Genomic DNA, 26,285 nt, shown 5'->3' on the forward strand with positions numbered 1-26,285 from the left:
CCGCGGGGCGGGTAGAAATCGACGATGACCACCACCCTGCGGCCGAGCGCGCCGCTTCAGCAGAGCGAGGGCGGCGCCCGTTCGCGCCCGTACGAGGTCCGGGTCAACAGCAGGCGCGTCGGGACGCTCCTGATCGCCGCCGACACGCCCTTCGGGCCGACGGTCGGCGAGATCCGCGACCTGGCCATCGACGAGCCGGACCGGCGGCGCGGGCGGGCGACCGTCGCCGCGCTCGCCGCCGAGGAGGTCATGCGCGGCTGGGGCTGTCGCCGCGTGCGGATCGCCGTGCCGGCCGGCTCCGCGGGCGGCCTGCGCCTCGCCTCCGCCCTCGGATACGTCGAGTACAGCCGCAACATGGCCAAGGAACTCCCCGCCGAACCGCCCGCGCTCTCCGCCGGGGTCCTCGGCCGCCCGATGACGGAGGCCGAGTACGAGGTCTGGAACGCCCGGGCCCGGGAGTCGTACGCCGCGAACTGGGTCGGGCGGGGCCTGTCGCCCGAGGCCGCCGCCGCGAAATCGGCCGCCGACCACGACACGCAACTGCCCCGCGGCCTGGACACCCCCGGGGTCGCCCTGCGCGTCCTGGAGGCGGCCGGCGCGCCCGTCGGGCAGGTGTGGGTGGCGCCGCTCCACGGGAACGCGTACGTCTTCGACGTCGAGGTCGCCGAGGTCCACCGGGGCCGCGGGTACGGCCGGGACCTGATGCTCCTGGCCGAGCGGACCGCCCTCGCCGAGGGACACCGGGTCCTGGCGCTGCACGTCTTCAGCGAGAACACCCCGGCCGTGCGGCTGTACGAGTCCCTCGGCTACCGGACCACGTCCCTCAACCTCGCCAAGGATCTCCTCTAGGTCGCTCCGGCCGGTCGCCGGTCAGCCGGCGAGGAGCCGGTCGGCGATCTCCTCGATGCGGGCCCGCAGGCCGTCCTGGCTCTTGCCGCCGTCGAGGCGCTCGCCGTCGATCACGTAGGTCGGGGTGCCGGTCACGCCGATGGCCTTGCCCTCGGCCTGGTCGGCGTCGACGATCAGGATGTGTCGGCCGTCGATCAGGGCGGTGTCGAACTCCTCCACGTCGAGGCCGAGTTCACGCGCCACGTCGAGGAGCACGGCCTCGCCGCGCGAGCTCAGCTCGGCGGTCCGCGCCAGCAGGGCCTCCGTGTACGGCCAGCCCTGTCCCTGCTCCACGGCCTCCTCGGCGGCCTGCGCCGCGGCGAAGGCGTGCTTGTGCTTCTCCAGGGGGAAGTGGCGCAGCCGGATGTCCAGCCGGTCGCCGTAACGGGCCCGCAGGGCGCGTACGTCGTCCAGAGCGCTGTGGCAGTCCGGGCACTGGAGTTCGCACCAGACGTCGAGGATCACGGAATCGGTCATGGGGACAGTCTCCCAGCCCCGTACCCGCGCACCGACCGGGACCTGGGGAGGAGGCGGGACCCGGAGATGTCCCGGAGATCGGGCGGGCCCGGGCCCGGGGCATGGCCCGGACGGCGCCGACCGGTGCAGGATGGAAGGGACGGATCGCCCGCCCGACCACCGCCGGAGGACCGCATGATTGCCGAGACCATATGTTCCGCGGTGTCCGCGGCCGGCCTGGGCCTCGCCGCGGTGACGGCGTACCGCAGGCGGTTCCTGGCGGCCACGCGCATCGCCGCGTACGCGCTGGTCCCGGTCGGCCTGGTGCTGACGGGTGTCGTGGCGTGGGTGTCGGGGATGGTCTTCAAGCCGTCGGTCTGGGCCGGCTTCGGGTTGCTGGGTCTGGCCTGGCTGCTCTTCATGATCACGCGGACGGTCGAACGCCGCCGCGCAGCGAAGGGCCCCGGCGCCGGGGCGACCGGGGGCGGCCCGCCCCGTGAGGCCGTCGCGCCCACGGCGTCGGCTCCCTCCCTCGGCGGGGCAGCCCGTCCGGCGCCCACGACCCGGCAGGCTCCGACGGCCCCGGCGGACGACTTCTCCGACATCGAGGCCATCCTCAAGAAGCACGGCATCTGACCGCTCCGCCCGGCGTCCCGTCGCCGTACCGCACGCGGGGCCCGGGCGGGGCACAAGCCGCCGGGAACCACCTGAACTGACGAGTGCGGGCCAACCACCGCGCCGATACTGGCGTGTTGGGGGCCGATCCGACGACGGCTGCGCGATCATCGCCCCGACATGCTCGAAACATCGCCGGGCGATCCGCCGGCCCCCGCGCCCGTCGCCGAGACCCCCCTCGCCGAGGAAGGTCGAGGCTGTCTCTTCGCCCTCTCCCAGCCCCCCTTGATGATCTTCCTAGGGGTGATCGGGACCCTGCTGCTGCTCGCCGCCGTGCACGACCTGTTCCTGCTCTGAGGCCTCGGGGTGGGCGTCCGCCTCCTTGCGGCGTGCCCGGTACGCGGCCACGTGCAGCCGGTTTCCGCAGGTCCGGCTGTCGCAGTAGCGTCGCGACCGGTTGCGCGACAGGTCCACGAAGGCCCGCCGGCAGTCGGGAGCCTCGCAGCGGCGCAGCCGCTCCTCCTCGCCGGAGACCACGATGAAGGCCAGCGCCATGCCGCCGTCGGCCGCGAGGTGGTCGCCCACCGAGGCGCCCGGCGCGAAGTAGTGGACGTGCCAGTCGTAGCCGTCGTGGTCCGTCAGCTGGGGCGTGGTGCCGGCCGTGGCGACCAGCTCGTTGATCAGTACCGACGCCGCACGGGGGTTCGGGGCCGCGAAGACCTGGGCGAACTTCGCGCGCACGGTGCGGACCCCGGCGAGGTCGCGGGCGCTGAGCTCGCCGACGTCGCTGATCGCGTATTCCTGGACGAAGCCGCGCAGCGCGCCGATGTCGGAGAGCCCGTCGGGCTGGTCCGGTTCGGCCGCGGTGTTCACCAGCGCGACGACGACGTCGAGCGCGCGACGGGTGTCGTGGGGGATCTGCACGGGGTCGCTCCCTGGAAGGCCGGGCCTGCGGCGACGATCGGCTGCCGCCGCTGGTGGCCGACTCTAGCGCCTCGCCGCAAGGGGTTACCCGTGGGAGCGGGCGGCGCCGGGGCCCTGAGCGCACCGGCGCCGCCCTCGCGGTTGGCTTCCGCGAGAACAGCGCCGGCACGTGCGTATGTGGTTGTCCGACCCGCACCGTCGCCCCGAGTCGGACGGTGTCGAGCGGCGGTAGGCCTGGCTCAGCTTTCGGCCAGGATGTGGGAGAGCTCCTTGTCGAGGTCGAAGTGCCGGTGCTCGGTCCCGGGTGGAACCGCGGCGTCCGTCCGCTTGAGGAACGATTCGAGTGCTCGGGCGGGTGCTTCGAGCAGTGCTTCTCCCTCCGGAGAGCTCAGGGCGATGCAGACGACGCCCTGACCGTGGCTGCGGGACGGCCAGACGCGGACGTCGCCGGTACCGGTGGGCCGGTGCAGGCCCTCCGCGAGGAGGTCACGGGCGAATACCCATTCGACCGTCTCCTCGGCGCCGGTGTGGAAGGTGGCGTGCACGGCGTAGGGGTCGGCCGTGTCATACCGCAGGCCCGCGGGAACAGGCAGTGAGGACTCGCTCGACACAACGAGGCGCAGGTGCAGCTCGCAGCTGACCGTGGTGTTCATAAGCGCCAGGGCCTTTCGCTCAGTGTGCGCTCGGGGATTCGCACGTCGGCGAAATCGACATGCCACCTACGGTGGCGTTGTAAACCCCTCTGACCGTTTTGCGGACCTCTGGGTCCCTCGGACGGCGGATCCAAACCGGCGTTCACGTGTGCTTCGGGCTCCGGTAGATTCGGCGGCATGAATACGGGGAGTGACCGCGAGACCAACGAGTCCGCCGGCGGCGGGGCGCCCGCCGAGGAAACGCCGCACGTGTCGAAGGCGCCCGCCTTCATCAAGGCCAACCGGAGCCTCCACCTGAGCTGGCAGGTCGGCGTCTTCATCGTCGGCCTGGCCGTCATCGGGGCCGGTATCGCCATGCTCGTCCTGCCCGGCCCCGGCTGGGTGGCCATCTTCGCCGGCCTGGCGATCTGGGCCACCGAGTTCGCCTGGGCCCACCTCGTCCTGCGCTGGACCAAGCGCAAGGTCAGCGAGGCCGCGCAGAAGGCGCTCGACCCCAAGGTCCGGCGCCGCAACATCATCCTGACCAGCGTGGGCCTCGTCATCGCGGGCGCGCTGATCGGCTTCTACCTGTGGAAGTACGGGCTCGTCCTGCCCTGGGACATCAAGGACCAGTAGGCCGTCGCGGGTGGTCATGGAGCACCGCTGACATGCGGTAATGTTTGCGGTGCGTCCGGGCGATTAGCTCAGTGGGAGAGCACTTCGTTCACACCGAAGGGGTCACTGGTTCGAACCCAGTATCGCCCACCCGGACCGAAGGCCCGCAGACTCCGAGAGAGTCTGCGGGCCTTCGGCGTTCCCGCCGCCGGTCCGCCTCAGCGGAGCCGCCCCAGGGCCACCCGCAGCCGCCGGGCGTCACGCAGCCGCTTCTCGTACGTCGCCCCCACCATCAGCAGCAGCAGGCCCGCCAGGGCCGGCGGCAGCCACCGGGGGAGCGCCCCCGCCACCTGCACCACGTACGGGGCCAGCTCGTGCAGGCCCACCGCCGCCAGCGTGACGCCGCCCAGCAGCAGCGGGGCCGCGAGCCGCCGGTGCGCGCCCGCCAGGGTCAGGGCCAGCGCCGCCAGGCCCAGCAGCAGCGGCCGCAGCCAGTGCGCGTCGCCCCAGGCGGCCACCAGGCTCGGCAGCAGCGTCGCGCCGAGCCCCGGCCCGTACGCGGGCCAGGAGGAGACCGCCGGGTCCTTGCGGCGGGACAGGAAACCGACCGCCAGGGCCAGTACCGACACCGGCAGCGCGTAGGCCTCCGGCACCGTCACCCCCGAGGCGCCGAGGCGGACCCACGTCGCCGACACGAACAGCGCGCCGGCCGCCCAGCCGAGGCGCCGCCGCTCCACCCGCAGCGCCGCCGCCGAGCACAGCACCCCGGCCAGGGCGAGCGCCAGTGCCAGCACCGGCGGATCACCGGCCGCGAGGGCCACCGCCACCACGGCCGCCACGGCCGCCGCGCACTCCGCCGGGACCCGCACCGGCGCGAGCCGCGGAGCCAGGGCCACCACCGCCGCCGGAGCCAGCAGCGCCGCCACCCCCGACCAGGCCGGCGCGAGTCCGGCCGACGCCGCGAGCGCCACCGTGAGCGCCGTCGCGTACCCGACGGCCGCCGCCGCCCCACCGGCCCGTACGGGGACCCGGGCGGGCCCGTACGCCGCTCCGAGGGCGGCACCGGCCCCCAGCAGCCCGAACACCGCGAACGTCGCCACGCGGCCGTCCAGCGCCCCCAGGGACACGTTCAGGGCGCCGACCACCGTGCACACCGAGGCCGCGATGCGAACGGCCCGCTCCGACGCCCGCAGCGCGAGCAGCCCGGCCGCCAGGGTCACCGCGGTCTGCGCCCCCAGGACCGCCGCCACGGGCAGCCCGAGCAGCACCGGAGCCGTGAACGCCCCCGCCCAGCCGACCACCGCGGCCACCACCGCCGGCTCCCGGCGCGGCAGCTCCCGGGCCGCCCACCAGCCGGCCCCCGCCACCAGCAGCAGCGCCACCGCAGCCGCCGCCCCCGCGCCGGAGCCGGCCACCGAGGGGGACGTCGACGCCCACACCTCGCCCAGCACCCCTACCCGCGAGACCAGCACCAGGGCGACCGTCGGCGTCGTGGCCGACACCGCCAGAGCGGCCACCCCGGCGCCCGCCCGCAGCAGGCCGCGCCGGACCTGCGCCGGCAGGGCGGACGCCCGTACGACCGCCAGCAGCGGCAGCGCCGCCACCAGGTGCACCACCACCGGCCACATGTCCCCCCGGGCCGCGTGCCCGGCCGGGACCAGCGACCCGACCGCCGCCACCGCGGCCAGCGCGCCCACCAGGGCCGCCGCCGACGCCCGCGGCTCGCGCCAGGCCACCGCCACGCCCAGTACGGCCCCGGCCGCCAGCAGCAGCGCCGGACCCACCGACCCGGGGTCGTCCAGCGAGAGCACCAGGGCCGCCGACAGCGCGAGCGCGCCCGCCACCGACGCCGTCACCCGGGCGGTCACCCGCACCGAACGCCGCGCCGGCGCCACCGCGAGCGCGGCGTCCAGCGCGGCCGTCACCAGCACCGCCCAACCGGCCCGCAACGGGCCGGCCCCCGACGCGACCGCGGCCAGCGGCAACGGCACCTGCGCGAGGAGCACCGCGGCGAGCAGCGGCAACCGCAGCCGGGGCAGCGCCGACCCGTAGGCCGCCCAGAGCGCCGCCAGCGCCGCCGCGGCCCCCGCCGCGTAGGTGGTCCCGTCGACGCCGGGCAGCCCGACCGCGTGCAGCGCGTACGCGTCCAGCACCGTCAGCAGCAGCCCCACGGCCGCCACCGACTCCGCGGTGGAGCGCAGCCCCCGCCGCAGCAGCCCCACGGGGGCAGCCAGCGCGGCGCCCGTCACCGCGGCCAGCACCAGCGAACGCCCGGCGATCCCCAACGAGCCCCAGCTCACCAGGGTGAAGGCCAACGCGGCCACCGCCAGCAGCACCGCGCCCAGCGTCAGCAGCACGTTCTGCGCGCTGCGCGCGGGCGCCGCCGCCGTCACCGCCGGCCCCGCGGGCGCGGCCACGGCCGGCGCGGGACGCGTCAGGATGCCGATCAACCAGTTCCGCCGGGACAGCAAATAGTGCCGCCGGGCATCGAGTTGGACCAGCTCGCGGTCGATGAGCGTCAGCTCCTCGGCCGGCGGCAGTGCCGGGAACGACGCCGGCGGGAAGGGGGTGTTCATACGCGGAGTGTGGCGCCCGTCACGGCATCAGGACATGGGCGGGCGTACTCAGATCGGCCCTGAGTACACCCGGGAGCGAGGTCCGCCGAACCGACCACGCGAAGCCCCCCGGCGCGTCAGACTGGAGCCATGCACCGCTGGACGCACTACCGCTTCCGCAGCGTGTGGGACCTGCAGGCCCCGCCCGCCCTCGTCTTCTCCCTGCTGGAGGACCCCGGGCAGTACCCCGCCTGGTGGCCCCAGGTCCGCCGGATCGAGCCCGTCGGACAGGACACCGGCAACGCCCTGATCCGCTCGGTCCTCCCGTACGGCATCCACGTCGGCCTGACCGGACTGCTCCGCGACCCCGCGCGGGGCGTGCTGGAGGTCGCCCTGCGCGGCGACATCGAGGGCTGGGCGCGGTGGACCGTACGCCCACGAGGCGGCCCCGGATCAGGCCGCACCCGGGCCCTCTACGAGCAGGAGGTCGACGTCCGGGCGCCCCTGCTGCGCCGGCTCGCGGTGCCCGCCCGACCGCTGTTCCGGCTCAACCACGCCCTGATGATGCGGGCCGGTCGGCGCGGTCTCGCGGCCCGGCTGACGGCCGGCCCGGAAGCGGTTTGAACAGACCCCACGCCTCTTGTATTGTTCAGTCCGTTCCCGGGCGATTAGCTCAGCGGGAGAGCACTTCGTTCACACCGAAGGGGTCACTGGTTCGATCCCAGTATCGCCCACCGGGACAGGCCGGTCCGTCTGATGACGGACCGGCCTTCCGCATGTACGGCCCCGTCGCGCCGCGTCCACCCCGCCATGTCACGCGGCCTGGTTCAGCTCCGGACGCAGCGGCCAGTGCGGATCCACCGACTCCGGCGTCCCCTGCCGCGCGAACCACGCCTGCAGGCCGCGCGCCTGCGCCGCGTGCCACACGGCCTGCAACGTGTGCAGCTCGGCCGGCGTCAACCGCTCCAGCCTCCCCGCGAACCTGCGCCCCACCGCCCGTACGACCTCCAGCGACGCCAACGCGTCCGCCGACGCGTCGTGCGCGCCCTCCAGCTCTATCCCGTAGTGCGCGCACAGGTCCGTCAGCGTGCGACGGCCCTTGCGGTAGCGGTCCAGGTGCTTGTCCAGGACCCGCGGATCCAGCACCGTCAGCGGCCTGTTGTCCAGGTACCGGGACAACGAGGACGCCCGGTGCCGACGCAACTCCCGGTCCAGCAGCGTCAGATCGAACGGCGCGTTCATGACCACCACCGGGCGCCCCGCGACCTGCTGCTCGCCCAGGGCGCGGGCTATCTCCTCCACCACCGGCGCGGGCCAACGGCCGTGGCGCTGGAGGTGCTCATCGGTCAGGCCGTGCACTTCCGTGGCTCCCGGCGGTACCGGGATGCCGGGATTGACCAGCCAGCGGGTGGTGCGGACCCGGCCGCCCGCACACTCCTGCACGACGAGCGCGGCGGACACGATCCGGTCCTGCTCGACGTCAACTCCGGTCGTCTCCGTGTCGAATGAGGCCAGCGGGCCTTCGTACCAGCGCGTCATGGCGAACTCCTCGTCCCCGGTCGGCAGATGGGGAGCACCCGGACGCCGTCGTCTCGGAGCGTGCCACCCCCGCCCGCATCGGTGATACCCGGGCTGTTTGCCCCGTACGCCGTTTGCGGCCCCCCGGGTGCGGAGACAACTGAACTGGGGGACCGCGCACATGACCGGTCATCACCCCGACACCACTCACGGCAGGGCCCGGAAGGCATGGGGAGCCGGCCATGGCGCTCGCACAGCCCGAACCGGGCGGGGTGCTGCAGACACGGACCGGTCCCGCGACCGGACCGCTGCGCGGCACGCTCGCCACCACCGCCTGCATGGAGACGCTCCAGGTGGGCTACCTCCACGCCGTCGCCGCCGCGGCCGGCTGCTCGTTGTCCCAGCCCTTTCCGGACAACGGCATCGACTGGCACGTCAGCCACGGCGCGCCCGAACACGTCGTCGACGACGAAGTGACCGTCAAGGTGCAGCTGAAGGCCACCTACCAGGTGCCACCGCGGCCGACGGGCGAGACCTTCGGCTTCACCCTCGACAACGAACACCTGGTGAAGCTGGCCCGCACGCCGGTCGCGGTCCACAAGATCCTCGTCGTCATGCTCGTACCGCGGGAGCGTGACCAGTGGATCGGCGCCGGGCACGACCGGCTCGACCTGCGGCACTGCTGCTACTGGACCAACCTCGCCGGACACCCCGTGACCGGCCGGCGCCGGACCACCGTACGGATCCCCACCACGCGGATCTTCGACGACCGGGCGCTGTGCGAGATCATGACCCGGGTCGGGTCGGGAGGGACACCTTGATGAACCGGCAGCCCCCGCACCTCGAACCGCTGTCTTCCCCGGAGCCGGAACCGGGTGCGCCCGATCCCGCCCAGGTCGACCCCCAGGTGCTCGGTGCGCTGCTGCACCGCCACGGCTGGCTCCGGCGGGGCGGCGCGGCGGGCCGCTACGGCCGCTGGACCCCGCCGCCCGGCCGGCCGACGGGCGGGGCCGCCAGCCTGCTCGTCCCCGAGAACCGCGCCTTCCCGGACTGCTCCGACCTGCTGGAGGAGGCGTTGACGGCGCTCTCCCGCAGCGGCCTCCCGTCGGCCCGGGAGGTCCTGTTCGGGCTGAGCGTACCGAGCGACGAGATCCGCTGGGAGCGGGAGATCCTCCCCGAGGGCCCCTACGGCCGCCAGGGCGAGGCCGTCTGGACCGTGCAGGAACAGCTGCGCTCGGCGGCGCGCCGGATGCTGCTGGCCGGGGCCCTCGCCGACCGGGCCCGGGCCGGCTACTACGGCGCCCGCCACCGCGCGCAGGCCGAACGGACCCTGGACGGCGTACTGGTGGGCCCCTCCCCGGGCGGCCGTCGGCTGACCGCGTACGTTCCGGTCGGCGGTGGACGGGGGCCGGTGATCCGGCTGCACCACGCCCTGCACGCGGCCCGCGAAGCGGTGGACTACCGACGGGCCACCGGAGGAATGGAAGCCTTCGACGCGGCCGTCGCCGCCGGGGTCAGCCGGGAACTCGCCGACGCGCTCATCGCCCTGGTGCGGGGCTCCGAGGGGGTCCGCGTCGCGCTGGCCTGGGCGCCCGCCGCCGGAGTGCCCGCGGGGTGCGCCGCCCGGCCCGAGCCGGTCGAGTTCTCGCCGGGCGACCTGCCCGTGTTGCGCGAGGCCGCCGACCGCTACACCCGGGACGAGCCGGCCGTCGCCGTCCGCGTCGCCGGGTCGGTGGTGCGGATGCGGCGCTCGGCCGCCGGCGGAGGGGGCACCGTACGGCTGCGGGTGCTGGCGGGCGCGGAGGTGCCGTACGTACGGGCCGCCCTCGACGAGGAGGCGTACCGCATCGCGGGCCACGCCCACCTGGTCGGACTGCCCGTGCGGGTCAGCGGCCGACTGCAACGCCGCGGCGGCTTCCGCCGGCTCACCGGGGCCACCGACGTGACGCCCGTGCCGCTGGACGAGGTCGAGCGGGACCGCCTGATGAAGTCACTGGACGCGGCCTTCGACCCGCAGGACGTGCTCCCCTCGGACGAGTAGCCCGCCCCGCGGGGGACCGTCAGGGCGCGGGTCGGCTGAAGTGCGCCATCAGCAGGTCCGGGACCGGGGAGAAGTCTTCGTGCCGAACCATGCCGAGGCCCTCGTACAGCGCCACGGCCGGGGCGTTCGCCGCGCCCGTGCACACCTCGACCGTGCGGTCCGGGAACGCGTCCGTCAGGAGGTGGCGCATCAGCCGGGAGGCGATTCCCCGGCGGAACCACGCCGGGTCCACGCACAGCCGGTCGACCCCGATGACCGCGTCGGGCTCCCGCGCCCAGGCGAGGAAGCCCGCGACCGAGCCGTCGGCGCAGACGGCCCCCAGCCAGTGCAGCGGACGCTCCCGCATCTCCTGGAGGCTCTCGCGGAGCGCCGGGATGCCGTCGAAGCCGATCAGGTCGGCCTCCACGGCGTAGGAGGCGCGACCGATCCGGTACACCGAGGCGGCGGTGGCCTCGTCGGCCAGGTCCAGCGGACGCAGGAGCGGGTTCGGCATGCGGTTCGGGTTCCCTTCGGGGGCGAGCGGGACGGGGCGCGGGCGGCCCCCACGCTACCCACGGCCGCCGCGCGGGGGCCCCGGCGACCCCGGCGGGGGCCGCCGGCCGGGTACGCCCCGTTAACCGTTTCGCTGCGCGGGCACTCGGCTCGGTACGATTCAGGCGCGCAGTGTTCGCTCGCGCACCCCCTCAGTCAGGAGAGACCGGTGTCAGACGTCCGTGTGATCATCCAACGCGATTCCGAGCGGGACGAGCGCGTGGTGGCCACGGGCACTACGGCGGCCGAGCTCTTCGCCGGCGAGCGCACCATCGTCGCCGCGCGCATCGCGGGTGAACTGAAGGACCTCGCGTACGAGGTGAAGGACGGCGAGACCGTCGAGCCGGTGGAGATCTCCTCCGAGGACGGCCTGGACATCCTGCGCCACTCGACCGCGCACGTCATGGCGCAGGCCGTGCAGGAGCTCTTCCCCGAGGCCAAGCTGGGCATCGGCCCCCCGGTCCGGGACGGCTTCTACTACGACTTCGACGTCGCGAAGCCCTTCACCCCCGAGGACCTCAAGGTCATCGAGAAGAAGATGCAGGAGATCCAGAAGCGCGGGCAGAGGTTCTCCCGTCGCGTGGTCTCCGACGAGGCGGCCCGCGAGGAGCTCGCCGACGAGCCGTACAAGCTGGAGCTCATCGGCATCAAGGGCTCGGCCTCGACCGACGACGGCGCGAACGTCGAGGTGGGCGGCGGCGAGCTGACCATCTACGACAACCTCGACGCCAAGACCGGCGACCTGTGCTGGAAGGACCTCTGTCGAGGTCCCCACCTGCCCACCACCCGCAACATCCCGGCGTTCAAGCTGATGCGCAACGCCGCCGCCTACTGGCGCGGCAGCGAGAAGAACCCGATGCTCCAGCGCATCTACGGCACCGCCTGGCCGTCGAAGGACGAGCTGAAGGCCCACCTCGACTTCCTCGCCGAGGCCGAGAAGCGCGACCACCGCCGCCTCGGCACCGAGCTCGACCTGTTCTCCGTACAGGACGAGATCGGCTCCGGCCTGGCCGTCTTCCACCCGCGGGGCGGCGTCATCCGCCGCACCATGGAGGACTACTCGCGCAAGCGCCACGAGGAAGAGGGCTACGAGTTCGTCTACACCCCGCACGCCACCAAGGGCGCCCTCTTCGAGAAGAGCGGTCACCTGGACTGGTACGCGGAGGGCATGTACCCCCCCATGCAGCTCGACGGTGGTACCGACTACTACCTCAAGCCCATGAACTGCCCGATGCACAACCTGATCTTCGACGCGCGCGGCCGCTCCTACCGCGAACTGCCGCTGCGCCTCTTCGAGTTCGGCACCGTGTACCGGTACGAGAAGTCCGGCGTGGTGCACGGCCTGACCCGTTCGCGCGGCTTCACCCAGGACGACGCGCACATCTACTGCACCAAGGAGCAGATGGCGGAGGAGCTCGACCGCACCCTCACCTTCGTGCTGAACCTGCTCCGCGACTACGGTCTGACCGACTTCTACCTGGAGCTGTCGACCAAGGACCCGGAGAAGTTCGTCGGCTCGGACGAGGTCTGGGAGGAGGCCACCGCCGTTCTCCAGTCGGTCGCCGAGAAGCAGGGCCTGCCCCTGGTCCCGGACCCGGGCGGCGCCGCGTTCTACGGTCCGAAGATCTCCGTCCAGTGCCGTGACGCGATCGGCCGCACCTGGCAGATGTCGACGGTGCAGCTCGACTTCAACCTGCCGGAGCGCTTCAACCTGGAGTACACCGGCCCCGACGGCTCCCGTCAGCGCCCGGTCATGATCCACCGTGCGCTCTTCGGTTCCATCGAGCGCTTCTTCGCCGTGCTGCTGGAGCACTACGCGGGCGCCATGCCGCCGTGGCTGGCCCCCGTCCAGGCCGTCGGCATCCCGATCGGTGACGGGCACGTGGAGTACCTGCAGGAGTTCGCCGCCGAGGCGAAGAAGCAGGGCCTGCGGGTCGAGGTGGACGCCTCCTCCGACCGCATGCAGAAGAAGATCCGCAACCACCAGAAGCTCAAGGTGCCGTTCATGATCATCGTCGGTGACGAGGACATGGCCGCGGGCACCGTCTCCTTCCGCTACCGCGACGGTTCGCAGGAGAACGGCATCGCCAAGGACGAGGCGCTGGCCAAGCTGGCCAAGGTCGTCGCCGACCGCGTCCAGGTCTGATCCAGGGCACGACGGCACGGCGGGCCCCCGGAAAGTGATCACTTTCCGGGGGCCTTCCTCGTACGTGCGGGCGAGGTCATATGCTGCATCCCATGACGATTGAGCCGGAGCAGCAGGGCGGAGTGGGCACGCAGGACGCGTTCCAGCGTCTGTGGACGCCTCACCGGATGGCCTACATCCAAGGGGAGAACAAGCCGACCGGCCCGGAGGCCGGGGACGGCTGTCCCTTCTGCGGGCTTCGGGAGATGTCCGACCAGGACGGGCTGATCGTGGCGCGGGGCGAGCACGTGTACGCGGTGCTCAACCTCTACCCCTACAACGGTGGCCACCTGCTGGTCGTCCCGTACCGGCACGTCGCCGACTACACCGAGCTCGACGGCCCCGAGACGGCCGAGCTCGCCGACCTGACGAAGCGGGCCATGACGGCGCTGCGCAAGGCCTCCGGGGCGCACGGGTTCAACATCGGCCTGAACCAGGGCGCCGCCGCCGGCGCCGGCATCGCGGCGCACCTGCACCAGCACATCGTTCCGCGCTGGGGCGGGGACGCGAACTTCATGCCGGTCGTCGGGCACACCAGGGTCTTGCCGCAACTCCTCGCGGAGACCCGCCAGATGCTCTCGGACGCCTGGCCGGTCGACTAGCCGCTGCCGGCCGGTACGAGGGGGCGGGCCCGTGGGCCCGCCCAGCCCCCGTTCTCAGGACGGGCGGGCGGCCCGCCATTCGGTCAGGACGGCCTCGACGTCGAACTCGGTCAGGTTCAGGGGCGGGCCCGGCGGGGGCATCCGCAGGGCCGCCGCGATCTTTTCGTTGACCGCCGTCAGGACCGCCCGTACCTGACGCTCCGAACGGGCCGCGCGGGCCGCCTCCAGGGCGTCCTCGGCCTCCTTGCGCAGCGCGAGCGCCGGCGGCAGGGAGGAGAAGCCCTCGCGGTGCATCTTCCCCTTGATCCACCACAGTTCGTCGTACGGGGCGTCGAGCGAGGCCATCGGCTTGCCCCAGCCCGGCAGGTCCTCGAAGTCGCCCCGGGCTTCGGCCTCGCGGATCTGCCGGTCCACGAAGGACTCGAAACTGACGCCGGGCGGTTTGCGCTCGGTCACGGCTCCTCCTCGGGTTCACCCCGCCCGCGAGCGGGTCGCCTCCAGCGTACTTACTCGTACACGTCCGCCTTGCGGGGGGAGGGCTCCTGGATCAGGCCGCTCATGATCGAGGAACGGTTGGTGAAGCGGTCGGTGTCGACGCCGTTCTCCTCCAACACCTTGAACGTCGCCGCGTGCACGGACCGCAGTACGGGGGCGACCGTGCGCAGTGCGTCGTCCGCCATGAAGCGGTGGCGCCACATGGAGCCGGCCCAGACGTGCCGCAGGCCGAAGGGCTCGGGCAGGACCAGCTTGCCGCCGAAGTGCTCCAGCAGCGGGGGGTACCAGGTCAGGGGTGCGCGGACAGCCAGCCGTACGACCTCGGAGGCGTCCACGAGCCGCAGCGGACGCTCCACCGTCTCCCAGAAGCGCACCGACTTCGGGACCTCCACCACGGGAGCCTTGGACTTGGTGGTGAACAGGCCGTGGACGGGGCCCAGCGCGTGGGCGGTGACGTCCACGCGCAGGGTCTTGTAGAGCACGGTCACGGTGACCAGCATCGTGATCACGAGCTGGCCGTCCCAGAGCGGGTACTGGATGCCGAGGTAGTGCCGGTTGCCCGCGCTGAACTGCTGCTCGTTGCAGATCCGGGTGATCTCGTGCGACTTGATCAGGAAGGTGTCGACGTTCTCGCCGGTGGGCCGGGCCACCTCGCCCGCGCCCTCGCCGACGGGTGTCACGATCCAGTGCTGGATCGAGGCCGCCGGGAAACCGCCGGTGTGCAGCGGGCCGCGCTCCAGCTTGCGCAGCTGGGTGTCGATCGCGCGTATGACGTCCCAGCTGCGGAACGGGTGGATCTCGTGGCCCTCGGTCGCGGGGGTCAGTTCCTCGGCCATCTGCCAGCTGCCCCAGCGGGTGCCCATGCCGAGGATGCCCTTGGGGCCGGCGTAGAACACGGAGTTGCTGCGGTCCTCGGCGGTGAGCTTCGCCAGTTGGTGGCGCAGGTCCTCGCGGGCCTTCTCGTCGGGGTTGCCGGGCACCGCGTCGGGGATCTTCGCGGCGACGCCGCCGCCGCCGAGCAGGCCGTCCCAGCGCGAACGCAGGTCGGCGGCGGTGTTCTCGCAGATCCGGCGGGCCAGGTACCAGCCGATGACCGGGGCGGCGAGCGAGCCGAGCAGGTACAGCTCCAGGAAGCCGCTGCCGGGCTCGCGCTTGATCACCCGGTACAGGAGGATCGCGGCGAACAGGGCGATGGCGACGAGCAGCGCGGTCCCGATCCAGCTCGTCTTCCCGCCCCCCTTCGACAGGGACTTGCGCAGTTGGAAGAGGCCCAGCCACAGCAGCGTCCCGGGGAGGAACAGCACCCCGCAGACCAGCGTGATCATGCGCAGCCGGCGGTCGCGGTCCTTGCGGATGCGGGAGGCGGCCAGGCAGTGCTCCACGACGGTCTGCGGGTCGGCGCCGAAGGACTGGATGAGGGGCTTGCGGCCGGCGCCCAGGGTGCGGGCCTCCACGGCGCGGCAGAAGGCCTCGCCGAGGTTCGGCTCGAAGAGGGAGAGCTTGGGCTCCTTGATCGAGGCCGGGTGCAGCTCGCTGTTGGCCCCGAGTATGGAGGACAGCTTGGTGTCCTTGCCGCCGTCGCGGTACGCGGCGGAGGCCAACGCGTTGGTCGCCGCGGTCTGGCCGCCGCCCCCCTGGAGAGGAATCTGTGCCCCGGGCCTGAAGTCGAATCCGTCGTCCGCCACCGCTGCCCCCATCGCCGTGCCACTGTGCTCTTTGTCGTACCGCGCCCGGCTCCGTGCCGTGCCGTGCTCGCCGCTCGTGCTCCCCGCCGCGCGGAAGAGTTTATCGGCGGACGTCACCCCATGGTCATGGGACAGGGAAATACCGCCCACCGCAAGCCGGTTGGGTGGGCGGCTCCTCTGGCGCTATGTCAGATGGCTTCCCTTCTCGGCCTGTTCGCGCAGCTTGTCCGCGATCGGCGCCGGCATCGGTTCGTGCCGGGCGTACGCCCGCGTGAACCGTCCCGTGCCGTGCGAGACCGAGCGCAGGTCCACGGCGTACCGGTCGATCTCGATCTCCGGGACCTCGGCGCGCACCCGGGTCCGGCCGGCGCCCGCCTGCTCGGTGCCGACGACGCGGCCCCGCCGGCCGGCGAGGTCGCTCATGACCGGGCCGACGTACTCGTCCGGTACGAGGACGTCGAGCTCGGCTACGGGCTCCAGGAGGTGGATCGCGGCGCCGGTGGCCGCCTCGCGCAGGGCGAGGGCGCCCGCGGTCTGGAACGCGGCGTCGGAGGAGTCCACGGAGTGCGCCTTGCCGTCGCGCAGGATGATCCGTACGTCGACCAGCGGATGGCCCGCCGCCAGCCCCCGGGCCGCCTGGGCGCGGACGCCCTTCTCCACGGACGGGATGAACTGGCGGGGGACCGAGCCGCCGACGACCTTGTCGACGAACTCGATGCCGCTGCCCGCCGGCAGCGGCTCGACCTCGATCTCGCAGATGGCGAACTGGCCGTGGCCGCCGGACTGCTTGACGTGCCGGCCGCGACCGGCGGCCTTGGCGCCGAAGGTCTCGCGCAGGCTCACCTTGTGGGCGACGGGGTCGACCTGGACTCCGTAGCGGCTCCGCAGCCGCTCCAGCGCGACGTCCTGGTGGGCCTCGCCGAGGCACCACAGGACGAGCTGGTGGGTGTGCGGGTTCTGCTCCAGCCGCATGGTGGGGTCCTCGGCGACCAGGCGGGCCAGCCCCTGGGAGAGCTTGTCCTCGTCGGCCTTGCTGTGTGCCTCGATGGCGAGGGGGAGCAGCGGTTCCGGCATCCGCCAGGGCTCCATCAGCAGCGGGGCCTCCTTGGCGGAGAGGGTGTCGCCGGTCTCCGCGTGGGTGAGTTTGGCCACGCAGGCGAGGTCGCCCGCGATGCACTGGCCGAGGATGCGCTGCTGCTTGCCGAAGGGGGAGGTGAGGGCGCCGGTGCGCTCGTCGAGGTCGTGGTCCTCGTGGCCGCGGTCGGCGAGGCCGTGGCCGCTGACGTGGACGGCCTGCTCGGGGCGCAGGGTGCCGGAGAAGACGCGGACGAGCGAGACGCGGCCGACGTACGGGTCGGAGGACGTCTTGACGACCTCGGCGAGCAGCGGCCCGGCGGGATCGCACGTGGCATCGGGGTGCGGGGAGCCGTCGGGGGAGGTGACGGTGAGCGGGGCGCGTTCCAGGGGGGTGGGGAAGCCGCCCGTGATCAGTTCGAGGAGCTCCACGGTGCCGAGGCCCTGGCGGGCGCCGTCGGCGGCGGGGGCGGCCATCAGGACGGGGTGGAAGGTACCGCGGGCGACGGCCCGCTCCAGGTCGTCGACCAGGGTCTTCAGGTCGATGTCCTCGCCGCCGAGGTAGCGGTCCATCAGGCCCTCGTCCTCGCTCTCGGCGATGATCCCCTCGATGAGGCGGGAGCGGGCGGCGTCGATGAGGGCGAGTTCGGCGGGGTCCGGATCGCGTTCGACGCGCTCGCCCGAGGTGTAGTCGTACACGCGCCGGGAGAGCAGGCCCAGCAGGCCCGTCACCGGGGTGTGGCCGTCGACGCCGGCCGGTCCGTGCAGCGGCAGGTACAGGGGGACGACGGCGTCCGGGTCGTCCGCGCCGAAGATCTCCCCGCAGACGTCGGCCATCTGCGCGTAGTCGGCCCGGGCTGCCTCCAAATGGGTGACGACGATGGCGCGCGGCATGCCGACGGCCTCGCACTCGTCCCAGACCATGCGGGTGGCCCCGTCGATGCCGTCCGAGGCGGAGACGACGAAGAGGGCCGCGTCCGCGGCGCGCAGACCGGCCCTGAGCTCTCCGACGAAGTCGGCGTATCCGGGGGTGTCCAGGACGTTGATCTTGATTCCGGCCCATTCGACGGGCACCAGCGAGAGCTGGACGGACCGGTGCCGGCGTTGCTCGATCTCGTCGTAGTCGGAGACGGAAGTGCCGTCCTCGACCCGTCCGGCCCTGTTCACGGCCCCGGAGGTCAGGGCCAGCGCCTCGACCAGAGTGGTCTTCCCGGCGCCGCTGTGGCCGACCAGCACGACGTTCCGTACGGAAGCGGGGCGGTCGGCCGTCAGTGCCCTGCCGGCGGCCCCGGCTTGGTGTGATGTGGCTCCCATGGTGCTCGTGCCTCCCGGTGTCGCGGTGAGGAGGGGTGATCGGGGTTCTTCGAGCTTTGCACCGCCGTCACACTGCGTCCATACGTCGTACCCTCGCCGGCCCCTGGCGTGAACCGGACCCTCCTGGCGGATCGCCGGGAACGAACCGGTGGGTGCGCGACCGTGCGGGCCCCGGGCGCCGGCTACGATGGGCCAGCCGGTGGCCGTGGTGGCCGTGCGGCCCAGCGACCCTCCGGGAAGGCCATGCTGAACAAGTACGCGCGTGCATTCTTCACGCGTGTTCTCACGCCGTTCGCCGCGTTTCTCCTCCGTCGGGGGGTGAGCCCCGACGCGGTCACCCTGATCGGCACCGCCGGCGTGGTGGCCGGAGCGCTGGTCTTCTTCCCCAGGGGCGAGTTCTTCTGGGGCACGATCACCATCACCCTCTTCGTGTTCTCCGACCTGGTGGACGGGAACATGGCCCGCCAGGCCGGCGTCTCCAGCCGGTGGGGCGCGTTCCTCGACTCGACCCTCGACCGGGTGGCGGACGCGGCGATCTTCGGCGGGCTCGCGCTCTGGTACGCGGGCTCCGGGAACGACAACATCCTCTGCGCGGTGGCGATCTTCTGCCTGGCCAGCGGCCAGGTGGTCTCGTACACCAAGGCCCGCGGCGAGTCGATCGGGCTTCCGGTCGCCGTCAACGGGCTCATCGAACGGGCCGAGCGGCTGGTGATCTCCCTGGTCGCGGCCGGTCTGTCCGGCCTGCAGATCTTCGGGGTGCCCTCGTGGATCGGTGTCCTGCTGCCGATCGCGCTGTGGGTCGTCGCCGTCGGCTCGCTCGTCACCCTGATCCAGCGGGTGGTCACCGTACGCCGGGAAGCCGCCGAGGCCGACGCGGCCGAGGCCGCCGCCGGACCCCAGTCCTCCACCGAGAGCGGTACCACCTGATGGGCACGGCGCAGGACAAGCTGGTCGACGGCCTCTACGGGCTCGGTTGGGCGGGGGTGAAGAAGCTCCCCGAACCGGCCGCGGTCGCCCTCGGCCGCAGGATCGCCGACGTGGTCTGGAAGCGCCGCGGCAAGAGCGTGCTCCGCCTGGAGTCCAACCTGGCCAGGGTGGTCCCCGACGCCTCGCCCGAGCGGCTGCGGGAACTCTCGAAGGCCGGCATGCGCTCCTACATGCGCTACTGGATGGAGTCCTTCCGACTGCCCACGATGAACCCCGAACGGTTCGGCAAGGAAGTCCGGTTCCAGGACGAGCACCTGCTGCGCGAAGCCCTCGCGAGCGGGCGCGGGGTCGTCGTGGCGCTGCCCCACCTGGCCAACTGGGACCTCGCCGGCGCCTGGGCCATCGGCCACATCGGCGTCCCGTTCACCACCGTCGCCGAGCGGCTCAAGCCCGAGTCGCTCTACGACCGCTTCGTGGCCTACCGGGAGAGCCTCGGCATGGAGGTCCTGCCGCACAGCGGCGGCGCCGCCTTCGGCACCCTGGCCCGCCGGCTGCGCGCCGGCGGCCTCGTCTGCCTCGTCGCCGACCGGGACCTGTCGTCCTCCGGCATCGAGGTGGACTTCTTCGGCGCCACCGCCCGCATGCCCGCCGGGCCCGCCCTGCTGGCCCAGCAGACGGGGGCCGTGCTGCTCCCGGCGACCCTGCACTACGGGGAATCGCCGGTGATGTTCGGCCGGATCCACCCCGAGGTGCCGGTTCCGGGGACCGGTACGCGGATCGAGAAGACCGCCACCATGACCCAGGCCGTCGCGGACGCCTTCGCCGAGGGCATCGCCGAGCACCCGCAGGACTGGCACATGCTGCAACGACTGTGGCTGGACGACCTGGCCGCCCCGGCCGACTCCGAGGAGCGCCCGCAGTGAAGATCGGCATCGTGTGCCCGTACTCGTGGGACGTTCCGGGCGGCGTCCAGTTCCACATCCGTGACCTGGCGGAACACCTGATCCGGCTGGGCCACGAGGTGTCGGTGCTGGCCCCGGCCGACGACGAGACCCCGCTGCCGCCCTACGTGGTCTCGGCGGGACGGGCGGTGCCGGTGCCCTACAACGGGTCGGTCGCCCGGCTGAACTTCGGTTTCCTGTCGGCCGCCCGGGTACGGCGCTGGCTGCACGACGGGGTCTTCGACGTCATCCACATCCACGAGCCGGCCTCCCCCTCGCTCGGGCTGCTGTCCTGCTGGGCCGCTCAGGGGCCGATCGTGGCCACCTTCCACACCTCCAACCCGCGCTCCCGCGCCATGATCGCCGCGTACCCGATCCTCCAGCCGGCCCTGGAGAAGATCAGCGCGCGGATCGCGGTCAGCGAGTACGCCCGGCGCACCCTCGTGGAGCACCTGGGCGGTGACGCCGTCGTCATCCCGAACGGCGTGGACGTCGACTTCTTCGCCGACGCCGACCCCAAGGCGGAGTGGGGCGGGCAGACGCTCGGCTTCATCGGCCGCATCGACGAACCCCGCAAGGGCCTGCCCGTGCTCATGGCCGCCTTCCCGCGGATCGTCGAGGCCTGCCCCGACGTACGACTGCTGGTCGCGGGCCGCGGCGACGAGGAGGAGGCCGTCGCCTCCCTGCCCGCGGAGCTGCGCTCCCGCGTCGAGTTCCTCGGCATGGTCTCCGACGAGGACAAGGCCCGCCTGCTGCGCAGCGTGGACGTCTACGTCGCCCCCAACACCGGCGGCGAGAGCTTCGGGATCATCCTGGTCGAGGCCCTGTCCGCGGGAGCGGCGGTCCTGGCCTCCGACCTGGACGCCTTCGCCCAGGTCCTGGACCAGGGCGCGGCCGGCGAACTCTTCGCGAACGAGGACTCCGCCTCCCTCGCCGACGCGGCCGTCGCCCTGCTCCGCGACCCGGCCCGCCGGGCCGAACTGAGCGCCCGCGGCTCCGCGCACGTACGCCGCTTCGACTGGTCGACGGTCGGCGCGGACATCCTGGCCGTCTACGAGACCGTCACGGACGGAGCGGCCGCGGTCGCCGCCGACGAGCGGGTGTCCCTGCGCACCCGACTGGGCTTCTCGCGGGACTCCACGCCTTCGTAGGAGGTCTTGCGGAAGTCGCGCCCGGCCCGCGACGCCACGTTCGCCACACGCCCTACGGGCGGGCCGTCAGCCGCGGTTGATCCTGCGCTCCGGGCGGCCGTCGGGGGAGAGGGCCACCTCGTGGACCTCGCCGTCGGCGGTCGTCATCCGGATCACGTCGGGGCCGCTCCAGCGCACGTCGCGGAGTTCGTGCTCACCGGTGCCACCGTTGAACTCGGCGACGGCCCACCGCCGCTCCAGCGGCCATGTGCCCTGGTGGACCCGGACGTACCGGATCGGGTCCATCATGATCGAGCCGTCCTCGACGACCAGGACCCGGTCGTCCCGGCCGGGCGCGGGGCTCCGCCGCTCCTCCTCCGTGCCGCCGCCGAGCAGGAGGACGAGTGGGGAGGCGCACAGGAGCAGCGCCGACGCGAGGCCGAGGACGAGCAGCAGACCCGCGCGGAGTTGGCCGCGGCGCAGGCCGAGCAGGACGGCTCCGATGAGCGAGCCCAGGATCAGCCAGAAGAGCAGGAACGCGTGGTCCTGGCCCGCCTGCACCGTCAGGGCCGGGCCGCCGTCGATCCCGCTCGTCGAGATGACGGCGACGCAGGCGGCGCAGAGCAGCAGCAGCAGGCCGGCCAGCGGCCCGCGCGCACGTGGGTCGATCCGCATGTCGTTTCCTTCCCCCCGGACGTCGTCGGCGCAGCCTAGGGGGCCCTCGGAGGTTCCGTGCGGGCAGGGGTGAGCGGGGGCGGCGCCCGGGCGGGTAGTGTCGCGGCCCGTGATCGAAAACCTTGTCTGGATCGCCGTGGCGCTGGGCGTCGTCGGCGTCTACCTCAGCTGGACCGCCGGCCGTCTCGACCGGCTGCACACCCGGATGGACGCCGCTCGGGCCGCACTCGACGCACAGCTCGTGCGACGGGCCTCGGTGGTGGTGGAGGTGGCGACCTCCGGGGCGCTGGACCCCGCGTCCTCCCTCGTCCTGTACGAGGCCGCGCACGCCGCCCGGCAGGCCGAGGAGGAGCACCGCGAGGTCGCCGAGAGCGAGCTCAGCCAGGCGCTGCGCGCGGTGTTCGCGGACGCCGACCAGGTCGAGGTGCTGAAGGCCGCCCCGGGCGGCGAGGCCGCCGCCGAGGAGTTGGCGGCGGCGGTGCGCCGGGTTCCGATGGCGCGGCGGTTCCTGAACGACGCCGTACGCGCGGCCCGCGCGCTGCGACGACACCGCAAGGTGCGCTGGTTCAGACTGGCGGGACACGCTCCGTTCCCGCTCGCCTTCGAAATGGACGATGAGCCTCCGGCGGACCTGGCGGACCGGCCGGCCTAGGACCTCCCTTGGATCCTTGCGGCCGGATCCGGGCCGTCCGGCGGGGCCCGGGAGTGCCGCCCCCGGAGACCTCCTAGAGCCGCGAGGGACAAATGGAGAGGCCACCGGCTCCACATTGGCCCTTGTCGTGGCCTGGTCGGTGGGGTTTTCTCAGTGGAGTAGCACCCGTCTTCCTTTCGAGTGAGGTCAACCCGTGAGCACGCTTCCCACCTCCCCCCAGTCCGCTGAGTCGGCCATCGGCACCTCCCGCGTCAAGCGCGGCATGGCCGAGCAGCTCAAGGGCGGCGTGATCATGGACGTGGTCAACGCCGAGCAGGCGAAGATCGCCGAGGACGCCGGCGCCGTGGCCGTCATGGCCCTGGAGCGGGTCCCCGCGGACATCCGCAAGGACGGCGGCGTGGCCCGCATGTCCGACCCGAACATGATCGAAGAGATCATCGAGGCCGTCTCGATCCCCGTCATGGCCAAGTCCCGCATCGGCCACTTCGTCGAGGCGCAGGTCCTGCAGTCCCTCGGCGTCGACTACATCGACGAGTCCGAGGTCCTGACCCCGGCCGACGAGGTCAACCACTCCGACAAGTGGGCGTTCACCACCCCCTTCGTCTGTGGCGCCACCAACCTGGGCGAGGCCCTGCGCCGCATCGCCGAGGGCGCGGCCATGATCCGTTCCAAGGGTGAGGCCGGCACCGGCAACGTCGTCGAGGCCGTTCGTCACCTGCGCCAGATCAAGAACGAGATCGCCCGCCTGCGCGGCTACGACAACAACGAGCTGTTCGCCGCCGCCAAGGACCTGCGCGCCCCGTACGAGCTCGTCAAGGAGGTCGCCGAGCTCGGCAAGCTCCCGGTCGTGCTGTTCTCCGCCGGTGGCGTCGCCACCCCCGCCGACGCCGCGCTGATGCGCCAGCTCGGTGCCGAGGGCGTCTTCGTGGGCTCCGGCATCTTCAAGTCGGGCGACCCGGCCAAGCGCGCCGCCGCCATCGTGAAGGCCACCACCTTCTACGACGACCCGAAGATCATCGCGGACGCCTCCCGCAACCTGGGCGAGGCCATGGTCGGCATCAACTGCGACACCCTCCCCGAGGCCGAGCGCTACGCCAACCGCGGCTGGTAGTCACTGCGATGACCAACCCCGTGATTGGTGTCCTGGCACTCCAGGGCGACGTACGGGAGCACCTGATCGCCCTGGCCGCGGCGGACGCCGTGGCCAGGCCGGTCCGGCGTCCCGAGGAGCTCGCCGAGGTCGACGCCCTGGTGATCCCCGGCGGCGAGTCCACGACCATGTCGAAGCTCGCCGTGCTGTTCGGCATGCTGGAGCCGCTGCGCGAGCGCGTGCGGGCCGGCATGCCGGTGTACGGCACCTGCGCCGGCATGATCATGCTGGCCGACAAGCTGCTGGACGGTCGTGACGACCAGGAGACGCTCGGCGGCATCGACATGATCGTGCGCCGCAACGCGTTCGGCCGGCAGAACGAGTCCTTCGAGGCGAAGATCGAGTTCGCGGGCATAGCGGGCGGCCCCGTCGAGGGCGTCTTCATCCGCGCCCCGTGGGTCGAGTCCGTCGGCGGCGCCGTCGAGGTACTGGCCACGTACGAGGGCCACACCGTGGCCGTCCGGCAGGGCAACGTGCTGGCCACCTCGTTCCACCCCGAACTGACCGGCGACGACCGCGTCCACGCCCACTTCGTCGACATGGTGCGCGCGGGGCTCCAACGGCGTCCCGGTAGGATCTGAGGCGAACACTGTTGGTGACGCGAAGGAGACAGGCAGATGTCCGGCCACTCTAAATGGGCTACGACGAAGCACAAGAAGGCCGTGGTTGACGCCAAGCGCGGCAAGCTCTTCGCGAAGCTGATCAAGAACATCGAGGTCGCGGCCCGTATGGGCGGCGCCGACATCGATGGCAACCCGACCCTCTTCGACGCCATCCAGAAGGCGAAGAAGAGCTCGGTCCCGAACAAGAACATCGACTCCGCGGTCAAGCGCGGCGGCGGCCTCGAGGCCGGCGGCGCCGACTACGAGACGATCATGTACGAGGGCTACGGCCCCAACGGCGTCGCGGTGCTCATCGAGTGTCTCACCGACAACCGCAACCGTGCCGCCTCCGACGTCCGCGTCGCCATGACCCGCAACGGCGGTTCGATGGCCGACCCGGGCTCGGTCTCGTACCTGTTCAACCGCAAGGGCGTCGTGCTCCTGCCCAAGGGCGAGCTCTCCGAGGACGACGTCCTGGAGACGGTGCTGGAGGCCGGCGCCGAAGAGGTCAACGACCTCGGCGAGAGCTTCGAGATCATCAGCGAGGCCACCGACATGGTCGCGGTCCGCACCGCCCTCCAGGAGGCCGGCATCGACTACGACTCGGCCGACTCCAACTTCCTGCCGACCATGCAGGTCGAGCTGGACGAAGAGGGCGCGCGCAAGATCTTCAAGCTGATCGACGCGCTGGAGGACAGCGACGACGTGCAGAACGTCTTCGCCAACTTCGACGTGTCGGACGAGGTCATGGAGCAGGTCGACGCCTGACCGGGCACCAGCGACGGGCCGACGGGGACACACCCCGTCGGCCCGTCGCTTTGTCAGTGGCGCCCGCTAACCTGCACGGACGCGGACGGGTGAGCGAGGGAGGGGGACGCGGTGCGAGTACTCGGCGTGGATCCGGGGCTGACGCGGTGCGGCGTCGGCGTGGTCGAGGGCGTCGCCGGCCGCCCCCTGACCATGATCGGCGTCGGCGTCGTCCGGACCCCGGCGGACGCCGAACTGGGCCACCGGCTGGTCGCCATCGAGCAGGGCATCGAGGAATGGCTCGACGCGCACCGGCCCGAGGTCGTGGCCGTGGAGCGGGTCTTCAGCCAGCACAACGTCAGCACCGTGATGGGCACCGCCCAGGCCAGTGCCGTCGCCATGCTGTGCGCCGCCCGGCGCGGCATCCCGGTCGCCCTGCACACCCCCAGCGAGGTCAAGGCCGCCGTCACCGGCACCGGCCGGGCCGACAAGGCGCAGGTCGGCGCCATGGTGACCCGCCTGCTGCGGCTCGCCGAACCGCCCCGCCCGGCCGACGCCGCCGACGCCCTCGCCCTCGCCATCTGCCACATCTGGCGGGCCCCCGCCCAGAACCGCCTCCAGCAGGCGGTCGCCCTGCACGCCTCGAAAGGCCGTATCCGATGATCGCCTTCGTCAGCGGCCCCGTCGCCGCGCTCGCCCCCACCCTGGCCGTCGTCGAGGTCGGGGGAGTGGGCATGGCCGTCCACTGCACGCCGAACACCATCGCCGCCCTGCGCCTCGGCGAGCCGGCCCGGCTGGCCACCTCCCTGGTCGTCCGGGAGGACTCGCTCACCCTGTACGGATTCGCCGACGACGACGAGCGCCAGGTCTTCGAGCTGCTCCAGACCGCCAGCGGGGTCGGCCCCCGGCTCGCCCAGGCGATGCTCGGCGTGCACAGCCCCGACGCGCTGCGCCTCGCCGTCTCCACCGGCGACGAGAAGGCCCTGACGGCCGTGCCCGGCATCGGCAAGAAGGGCGCCCAGAAGCTCCTCCTGGACCTCAAGGACAAACTGGGCTCCCCGCTGGGCGCCGGCGGCCTCGTCGGAGCCCAGCGGGCCGCGGCCGCGGGCCCCGCCCCCTGGAGCGAACAGCTCCAGGCCGCCCTGATCGGCCTCGGCTACGCCTCCCGCGACGCGGACGAGGCGGTCGGCGCCGTCACCCCGCAGGCCGAGGCCGCCATCGCCGCCGGCGGCTCCGCCCCGGTCCCGCAGCTGCTGCGCGCGGCCCTCCAGTCCCTGAACCGCGCCCGCTGACCGCAGCCGCGTACGACCGACCACAGCGCATACCGAGAA

General features: G+C 72.8%; 28 protein-coding genes and 2 tRNA genes. 20 read left to right on the forward strand and 10 right to left on the reverse strand.

Annotated features, from left to right (window positions below):
* The first annotated feature begins 24 nt into the window (after window positions 1-24).
* The gene (locus ACFY0I_RS22855) at window positions 25-849 is read left to right on the forward strand and encodes a GNAT family N-acetyltransferase (RefSeq protein ID WP_388898758.1); all 825 of its coding nucleotides are present in this window, start codon (window positions 25-27) and stop codon (window positions 847-849) included.
* Between the two features lie 21 nt (window positions 850-870).
* Here the strand turns inward: ACFY0I_RS22855 and ACFY0I_RS22860 are convergent, their stop codons facing one another.
* Window positions 871-1,365, reverse strand: a complete 495-nt coding sequence (locus ACFY0I_RS22860) for a DsbA family protein (RefSeq protein WP_388898761.1) — start codon at window positions 1,363-1,365, stop codon at window positions 871-873.
* A gap of 174 nt (window positions 1,366-1,539) precedes the next feature.
* On the opposite strand from ACFY0I_RS22860, the gene ACFY0I_RS22865 reads away from it, so the two are divergent.
* The gene (locus ACFY0I_RS22865; protein WP_388898763.1) at window positions 1,540-1,980 is read left to right on the forward strand and encodes a hypothetical protein; all 441 of its coding nucleotides are present in this window, start codon (window positions 1,540-1,542) and stop codon (window positions 1,978-1,980) included.
* Window positions 1,981-2,139: 159 nt separating this feature from the next.
* The gene (locus ACFY0I_RS22870; protein WP_388898766.1) at window positions 2,140-2,316 is read left to right on the forward strand and encodes a hypothetical protein; all 177 of its coding nucleotides are present in this window, start codon (window positions 2,140-2,142) and stop codon (window positions 2,314-2,316) included.
* Here the strand turns inward: ACFY0I_RS22870 and ACFY0I_RS22875 are convergent.
* Together ACFY0I_RS22875 and ACFY0I_RS22880 are read right to left on the reverse strand one after the other, a co-directional pair.
* Entirely contained in the window at window positions 2,257-2,883 is a 627-nt protein-coding gene (locus tag ACFY0I_RS22875) for a CGNR zinc finger domain-containing protein (RefSeq protein ID WP_388898768.1), read from the reverse strand. The two genes, ACFY0I_RS22870 and ACFY0I_RS22875, sit on opposite strands and share 60 nt — an antisense overlap.
* Before the next feature lie 239 nt (window positions 2,884-3,122).
* The gene (locus ACFY0I_RS22880) at window positions 3,123-3,536 is read right to left on the reverse strand and encodes an SsgA family sporulation/cell division regulator (protein ID WP_030011909.1); all 414 of its coding nucleotides are present in this window, start codon (window positions 3,534-3,536) and stop codon (window positions 3,123-3,125) included.
* Between the two features lie 177 nt (window positions 3,537-3,713).
* On the opposite strand from ACFY0I_RS22880, the gene ACFY0I_RS22885 reads away from it, so the two are divergent.
* Together ACFY0I_RS22885 and ACFY0I_RS22890 are read left to right on the forward strand one after the other, a co-directional pair.
* Entirely contained in the window at window positions 3,714-4,151 is a 438-nt protein-coding gene (locus tag ACFY0I_RS22885) for a TIGR02611 family protein (RefSeq protein ID WP_388898771.1), read from the forward strand.
* A gap of 57 nt (window positions 4,152-4,208) precedes the next feature.
* Window positions 4,209-4,280, forward strand: a tRNA-Val gene (locus tag ACFY0I_RS22890).
* A 68-nt stretch (window positions 4,281-4,348) separates the two neighbouring features.
* Here ACFY0I_RS22890 and ACFY0I_RS22895 read toward each other — a convergent pair.
* Window positions 4,349-6,706 (reverse strand): SCO7613 C-terminal domain-containing membrane protein, encoded by a 2,358-nt coding sequence (locus ACFY0I_RS22895; RefSeq protein ID WP_388898774.1) that lies wholly within the window; start codon window positions 6,704-6,706, stop codon window positions 4,349-4,351.
* A 129-nt stretch (window positions 6,707-6,835) separates the two neighbouring features.
* Here ACFY0I_RS22895 and ACFY0I_RS22900 point away from each other — a divergent pair, with 129 nt between their 5' ends.
* Together ACFY0I_RS22900 and ACFY0I_RS22905 are read left to right on the forward strand one after the other, a co-directional pair.
* Window positions 6,836-7,309 carry an SRPBCC family protein gene (locus ACFY0I_RS22900; RefSeq protein WP_388898777.1) on the forward strand — a complete coding sequence of 158 codons (474 nt, stop codon included), beginning with the start codon at window positions 6,836-6,838 and terminating at the stop codon, window positions 7,307-7,309.
* 38 nt (window positions 7,310-7,347) lie between these two features.
* Window positions 7,348-7,419: transfer RNA gene (locus ACFY0I_RS22905), tRNA-Val, on the forward strand.
* Between the two features lie 79 nt (window positions 7,420-7,498).
* Here ACFY0I_RS22905 and ACFY0I_RS22910 read toward each other — a convergent pair.
* Window positions 7,499-8,224: a 3'-5' exonuclease gene (locus ACFY0I_RS22910; RefSeq protein ID WP_388898779.1), complete on the reverse strand. Its 726-nt coding sequence runs from the start codon at window positions 8,222-8,224 to the stop codon at window positions 7,499-7,501.
* A gap of 221 nt (window positions 8,225-8,445) precedes the next feature.
* Here ACFY0I_RS22910 and ACFY0I_RS22915 point away from each other — a divergent pair, with 221 nt between their 5' ends.
* Both ACFY0I_RS22915 and ACFY0I_RS22920 read left to right on the forward strand, forming a co-directional pair.
* A complete protein-coding gene (locus ACFY0I_RS22915; protein WP_388898781.1) occupies window positions 8,446-9,024 on the forward strand; it encodes a DUF4365 domain-containing protein in 579 nt (192 codons plus the stop codon).
* Window positions 9,024-10,244: a hypothetical protein gene (locus ACFY0I_RS22920; RefSeq protein ID WP_388898784.1), complete on the forward strand. Its 1,221-nt coding sequence runs from the start codon at window positions 9,024-9,026 to the stop codon at window positions 10,242-10,244. The genes ACFY0I_RS22915 and ACFY0I_RS22920 overlap by 1 nt, the downstream gene beginning before the upstream one ends.
* 19 nt (window positions 10,245-10,263) lie before the next feature.
* Here ACFY0I_RS22920 and ACFY0I_RS22925 read toward each other — a convergent pair whose 3' ends face one another.
* Window positions 10,264-10,737: a GNAT family N-acetyltransferase gene (locus tag ACFY0I_RS22925; RefSeq protein ID WP_388898787.1), complete on the reverse strand. Its 474-nt coding sequence runs from the start codon at window positions 10,735-10,737 to the stop codon at window positions 10,264-10,266.
* Window positions 10,738-10,944: 207 nt separating this feature from the next.
* Between ACFY0I_RS22925 and thrS the strand changes: the two genes are divergently transcribed.
* Together thrS and ACFY0I_RS22935 are read left to right on the forward strand one after the other, a co-directional pair.
* Window positions 10,945-12,921, forward strand: coding sequence for a threonine--tRNA ligase (gene thrS / locus ACFY0I_RS22930; RefSeq protein WP_388898790.1), 1,977 nt, complete (start codon window positions 10,945-10,947; stop codon window positions 12,919-12,921).
* An 80-nt stretch (window positions 12,922-13,001) separates the two neighbouring features.
* Complete coding sequence (locus ACFY0I_RS22935) at window positions 13,002-13,562, forward strand: HIT family protein (RefSeq protein ID WP_385571922.1); 561 nt, start codon at window positions 13,002-13,004, stop codon at window positions 13,560-13,562.
* A 54-nt stretch (window positions 13,563-13,616) separates the two neighbouring features.
* Here ACFY0I_RS22935 and ACFY0I_RS22940 read toward each other — a convergent pair whose 3' ends face one another.
* The 3 genes from ACFY0I_RS22940 to ACFY0I_RS22950 form a co-directional block, all read right to left on the reverse strand.
* Window positions 13,617-14,018 (reverse strand): DUF1992 domain-containing protein, encoded by a 402-nt coding sequence (locus ACFY0I_RS22940; RefSeq protein ID WP_388898794.1) that lies wholly within the window; start codon window positions 14,016-14,018, stop codon window positions 13,617-13,619.
* Between the two features lie 50 nt (window positions 14,019-14,068).
* The gene (locus tag ACFY0I_RS22945) at window positions 14,069-15,742 is read right to left on the reverse strand and encodes a hypothetical protein (protein ID WP_388898797.1); all 1,674 of its coding nucleotides are present in this window, start codon (window positions 15,740-15,742) and stop codon (window positions 14,069-14,071) included.
* A gap of 183 nt (window positions 15,743-15,925) precedes the next feature.
* Window positions 15,926-18,130, reverse strand: a complete 2,205-nt coding sequence (locus ACFY0I_RS22950; protein ID WP_388898800.1) for an elongation factor G-like protein EF-G2 — start codon at window positions 18,128-18,130, stop codon at window positions 15,926-15,928.
* 243 nt (window positions 18,131-18,373) lie between these two features.
* On the opposite strand from ACFY0I_RS22950, the gene pgsA reads away from it, so the two are divergent.
* Genes pgsA through ACFY0I_RS22965 form a run of 3 tightly spaced genes read left to right on the forward strand, consistent with a single transcriptional unit; the run spans window position 18,374 to window position 21,149 of the window.
* Window positions 18,374-19,057: a phosphatidylinositol phosphate synthase gene (gene pgsA, locus ACFY0I_RS22955; RefSeq protein ID WP_388898803.1), complete on the forward strand. Its 684-nt coding sequence runs from the start codon at window positions 18,374-18,376 to the stop codon at window positions 19,055-19,057.
* Entirely contained in the window at window positions 19,057-19,980 is a 924-nt protein-coding gene (locus tag ACFY0I_RS22960) for a phosphatidylinositol mannoside acyltransferase (protein WP_388898806.1), read from the forward strand. Before pgsA ends, ACFY0I_RS22960 begins: the two co-directional genes overlap by 1 nt.
* Window positions 19,977-21,149, forward strand: a complete 1,173-nt coding sequence (locus ACFY0I_RS22965; RefSeq protein WP_388898809.1) for a glycosyltransferase family 4 protein — start codon at window positions 19,977-19,979, stop codon at window positions 21,147-21,149. Before ACFY0I_RS22960 ends, ACFY0I_RS22965 begins: the two co-directional genes overlap by 4 nt.
* A 66-nt stretch (window positions 21,150-21,215) precedes the next feature.
* On the opposite strand, the gene ACFY0I_RS22970 is transcribed toward ACFY0I_RS22965, so the two are convergent.
* Window positions 21,216-21,803: a hypothetical protein gene (locus tag ACFY0I_RS22970; RefSeq protein ID WP_388898812.1), complete on the reverse strand. Its 588-nt coding sequence runs from the start codon at window positions 21,801-21,803 to the stop codon at window positions 21,216-21,218.
* 109 nt (window positions 21,804-21,912) lie between these two features.
* On the opposite strand from ACFY0I_RS22970, the gene ACFY0I_RS22975 reads away from it, so the two are divergent.
* The 6 genes from ACFY0I_RS22975 to ruvA all read left to right on the forward strand — a co-directional run bounded on the left by ACFY0I_RS22975 (window position 21,913) and on the right by ruvA (window position 26,246).
* Window positions 21,913-22,455: a hypothetical protein gene (locus tag ACFY0I_RS22975; RefSeq protein ID WP_388898816.1), complete on the forward strand. Its 543-nt coding sequence runs from the start codon at window positions 21,913-21,915 to the stop codon at window positions 22,453-22,455.
* 193 nt (window positions 22,456-22,648) lie between these two features.
* Window positions 22,649-23,566, forward strand: coding sequence for a pyridoxal 5'-phosphate synthase lyase subunit PdxS (pdxS, locus tag ACFY0I_RS22980; protein ID WP_281205812.1), 918 nt, complete (start codon window positions 22,649-22,651; stop codon window positions 23,564-23,566).
* A gap of 8 nt (window positions 23,567-23,574) precedes the next feature.
* Window positions 23,575-24,186: a pyridoxal 5'-phosphate synthase glutaminase subunit PdxT gene (gene pdxT, locus ACFY0I_RS22985; protein ID WP_388898819.1), complete on the forward strand. Its 612-nt coding sequence runs from the start codon at window positions 23,575-23,577 to the stop codon at window positions 24,184-24,186.
* 36 nt (window positions 24,187-24,222) lie between these two features.
* Complete coding sequence (locus ACFY0I_RS22990) at window positions 24,223-24,975, forward strand: YebC/PmpR family DNA-binding transcriptional regulator (RefSeq protein ID WP_281205810.1); 753 nt, start codon at window positions 24,223-24,225, stop codon at window positions 24,973-24,975.
* Between the two features lie 111 nt (window positions 24,976-25,086).
* On the forward strand, window positions 25,087-25,617 hold the full coding sequence (gene ruvC / locus ACFY0I_RS22995) for a crossover junction endodeoxyribonuclease RuvC (protein ID WP_388898822.1): 531 nt from the start codon (window positions 25,087-25,089) through the stop codon (window positions 25,615-25,617).
* Window positions 25,614-26,246: a Holliday junction branch migration protein RuvA gene (gene ruvA / locus ACFY0I_RS23000; RefSeq protein ID WP_388898825.1), complete on the forward strand. Its 633-nt coding sequence runs from the start codon at window positions 25,614-25,616 to the stop codon at window positions 26,244-26,246. The genes ruvC and ruvA overlap by 4 nt, the downstream gene beginning before the upstream one ends.
* Window positions 26,247-26,285: the final 39 nt, after the last annotated feature.

Origin of the sequence: Streptomyces sp. NPDC001568, from assembly GCF_042893755.1 — a bacterium.
Classification (GTDB): domain Bacteria; phylum Actinomycetota; class Actinomycetes; order Streptomycetales; family Streptomycetaceae; genus Streptomyces.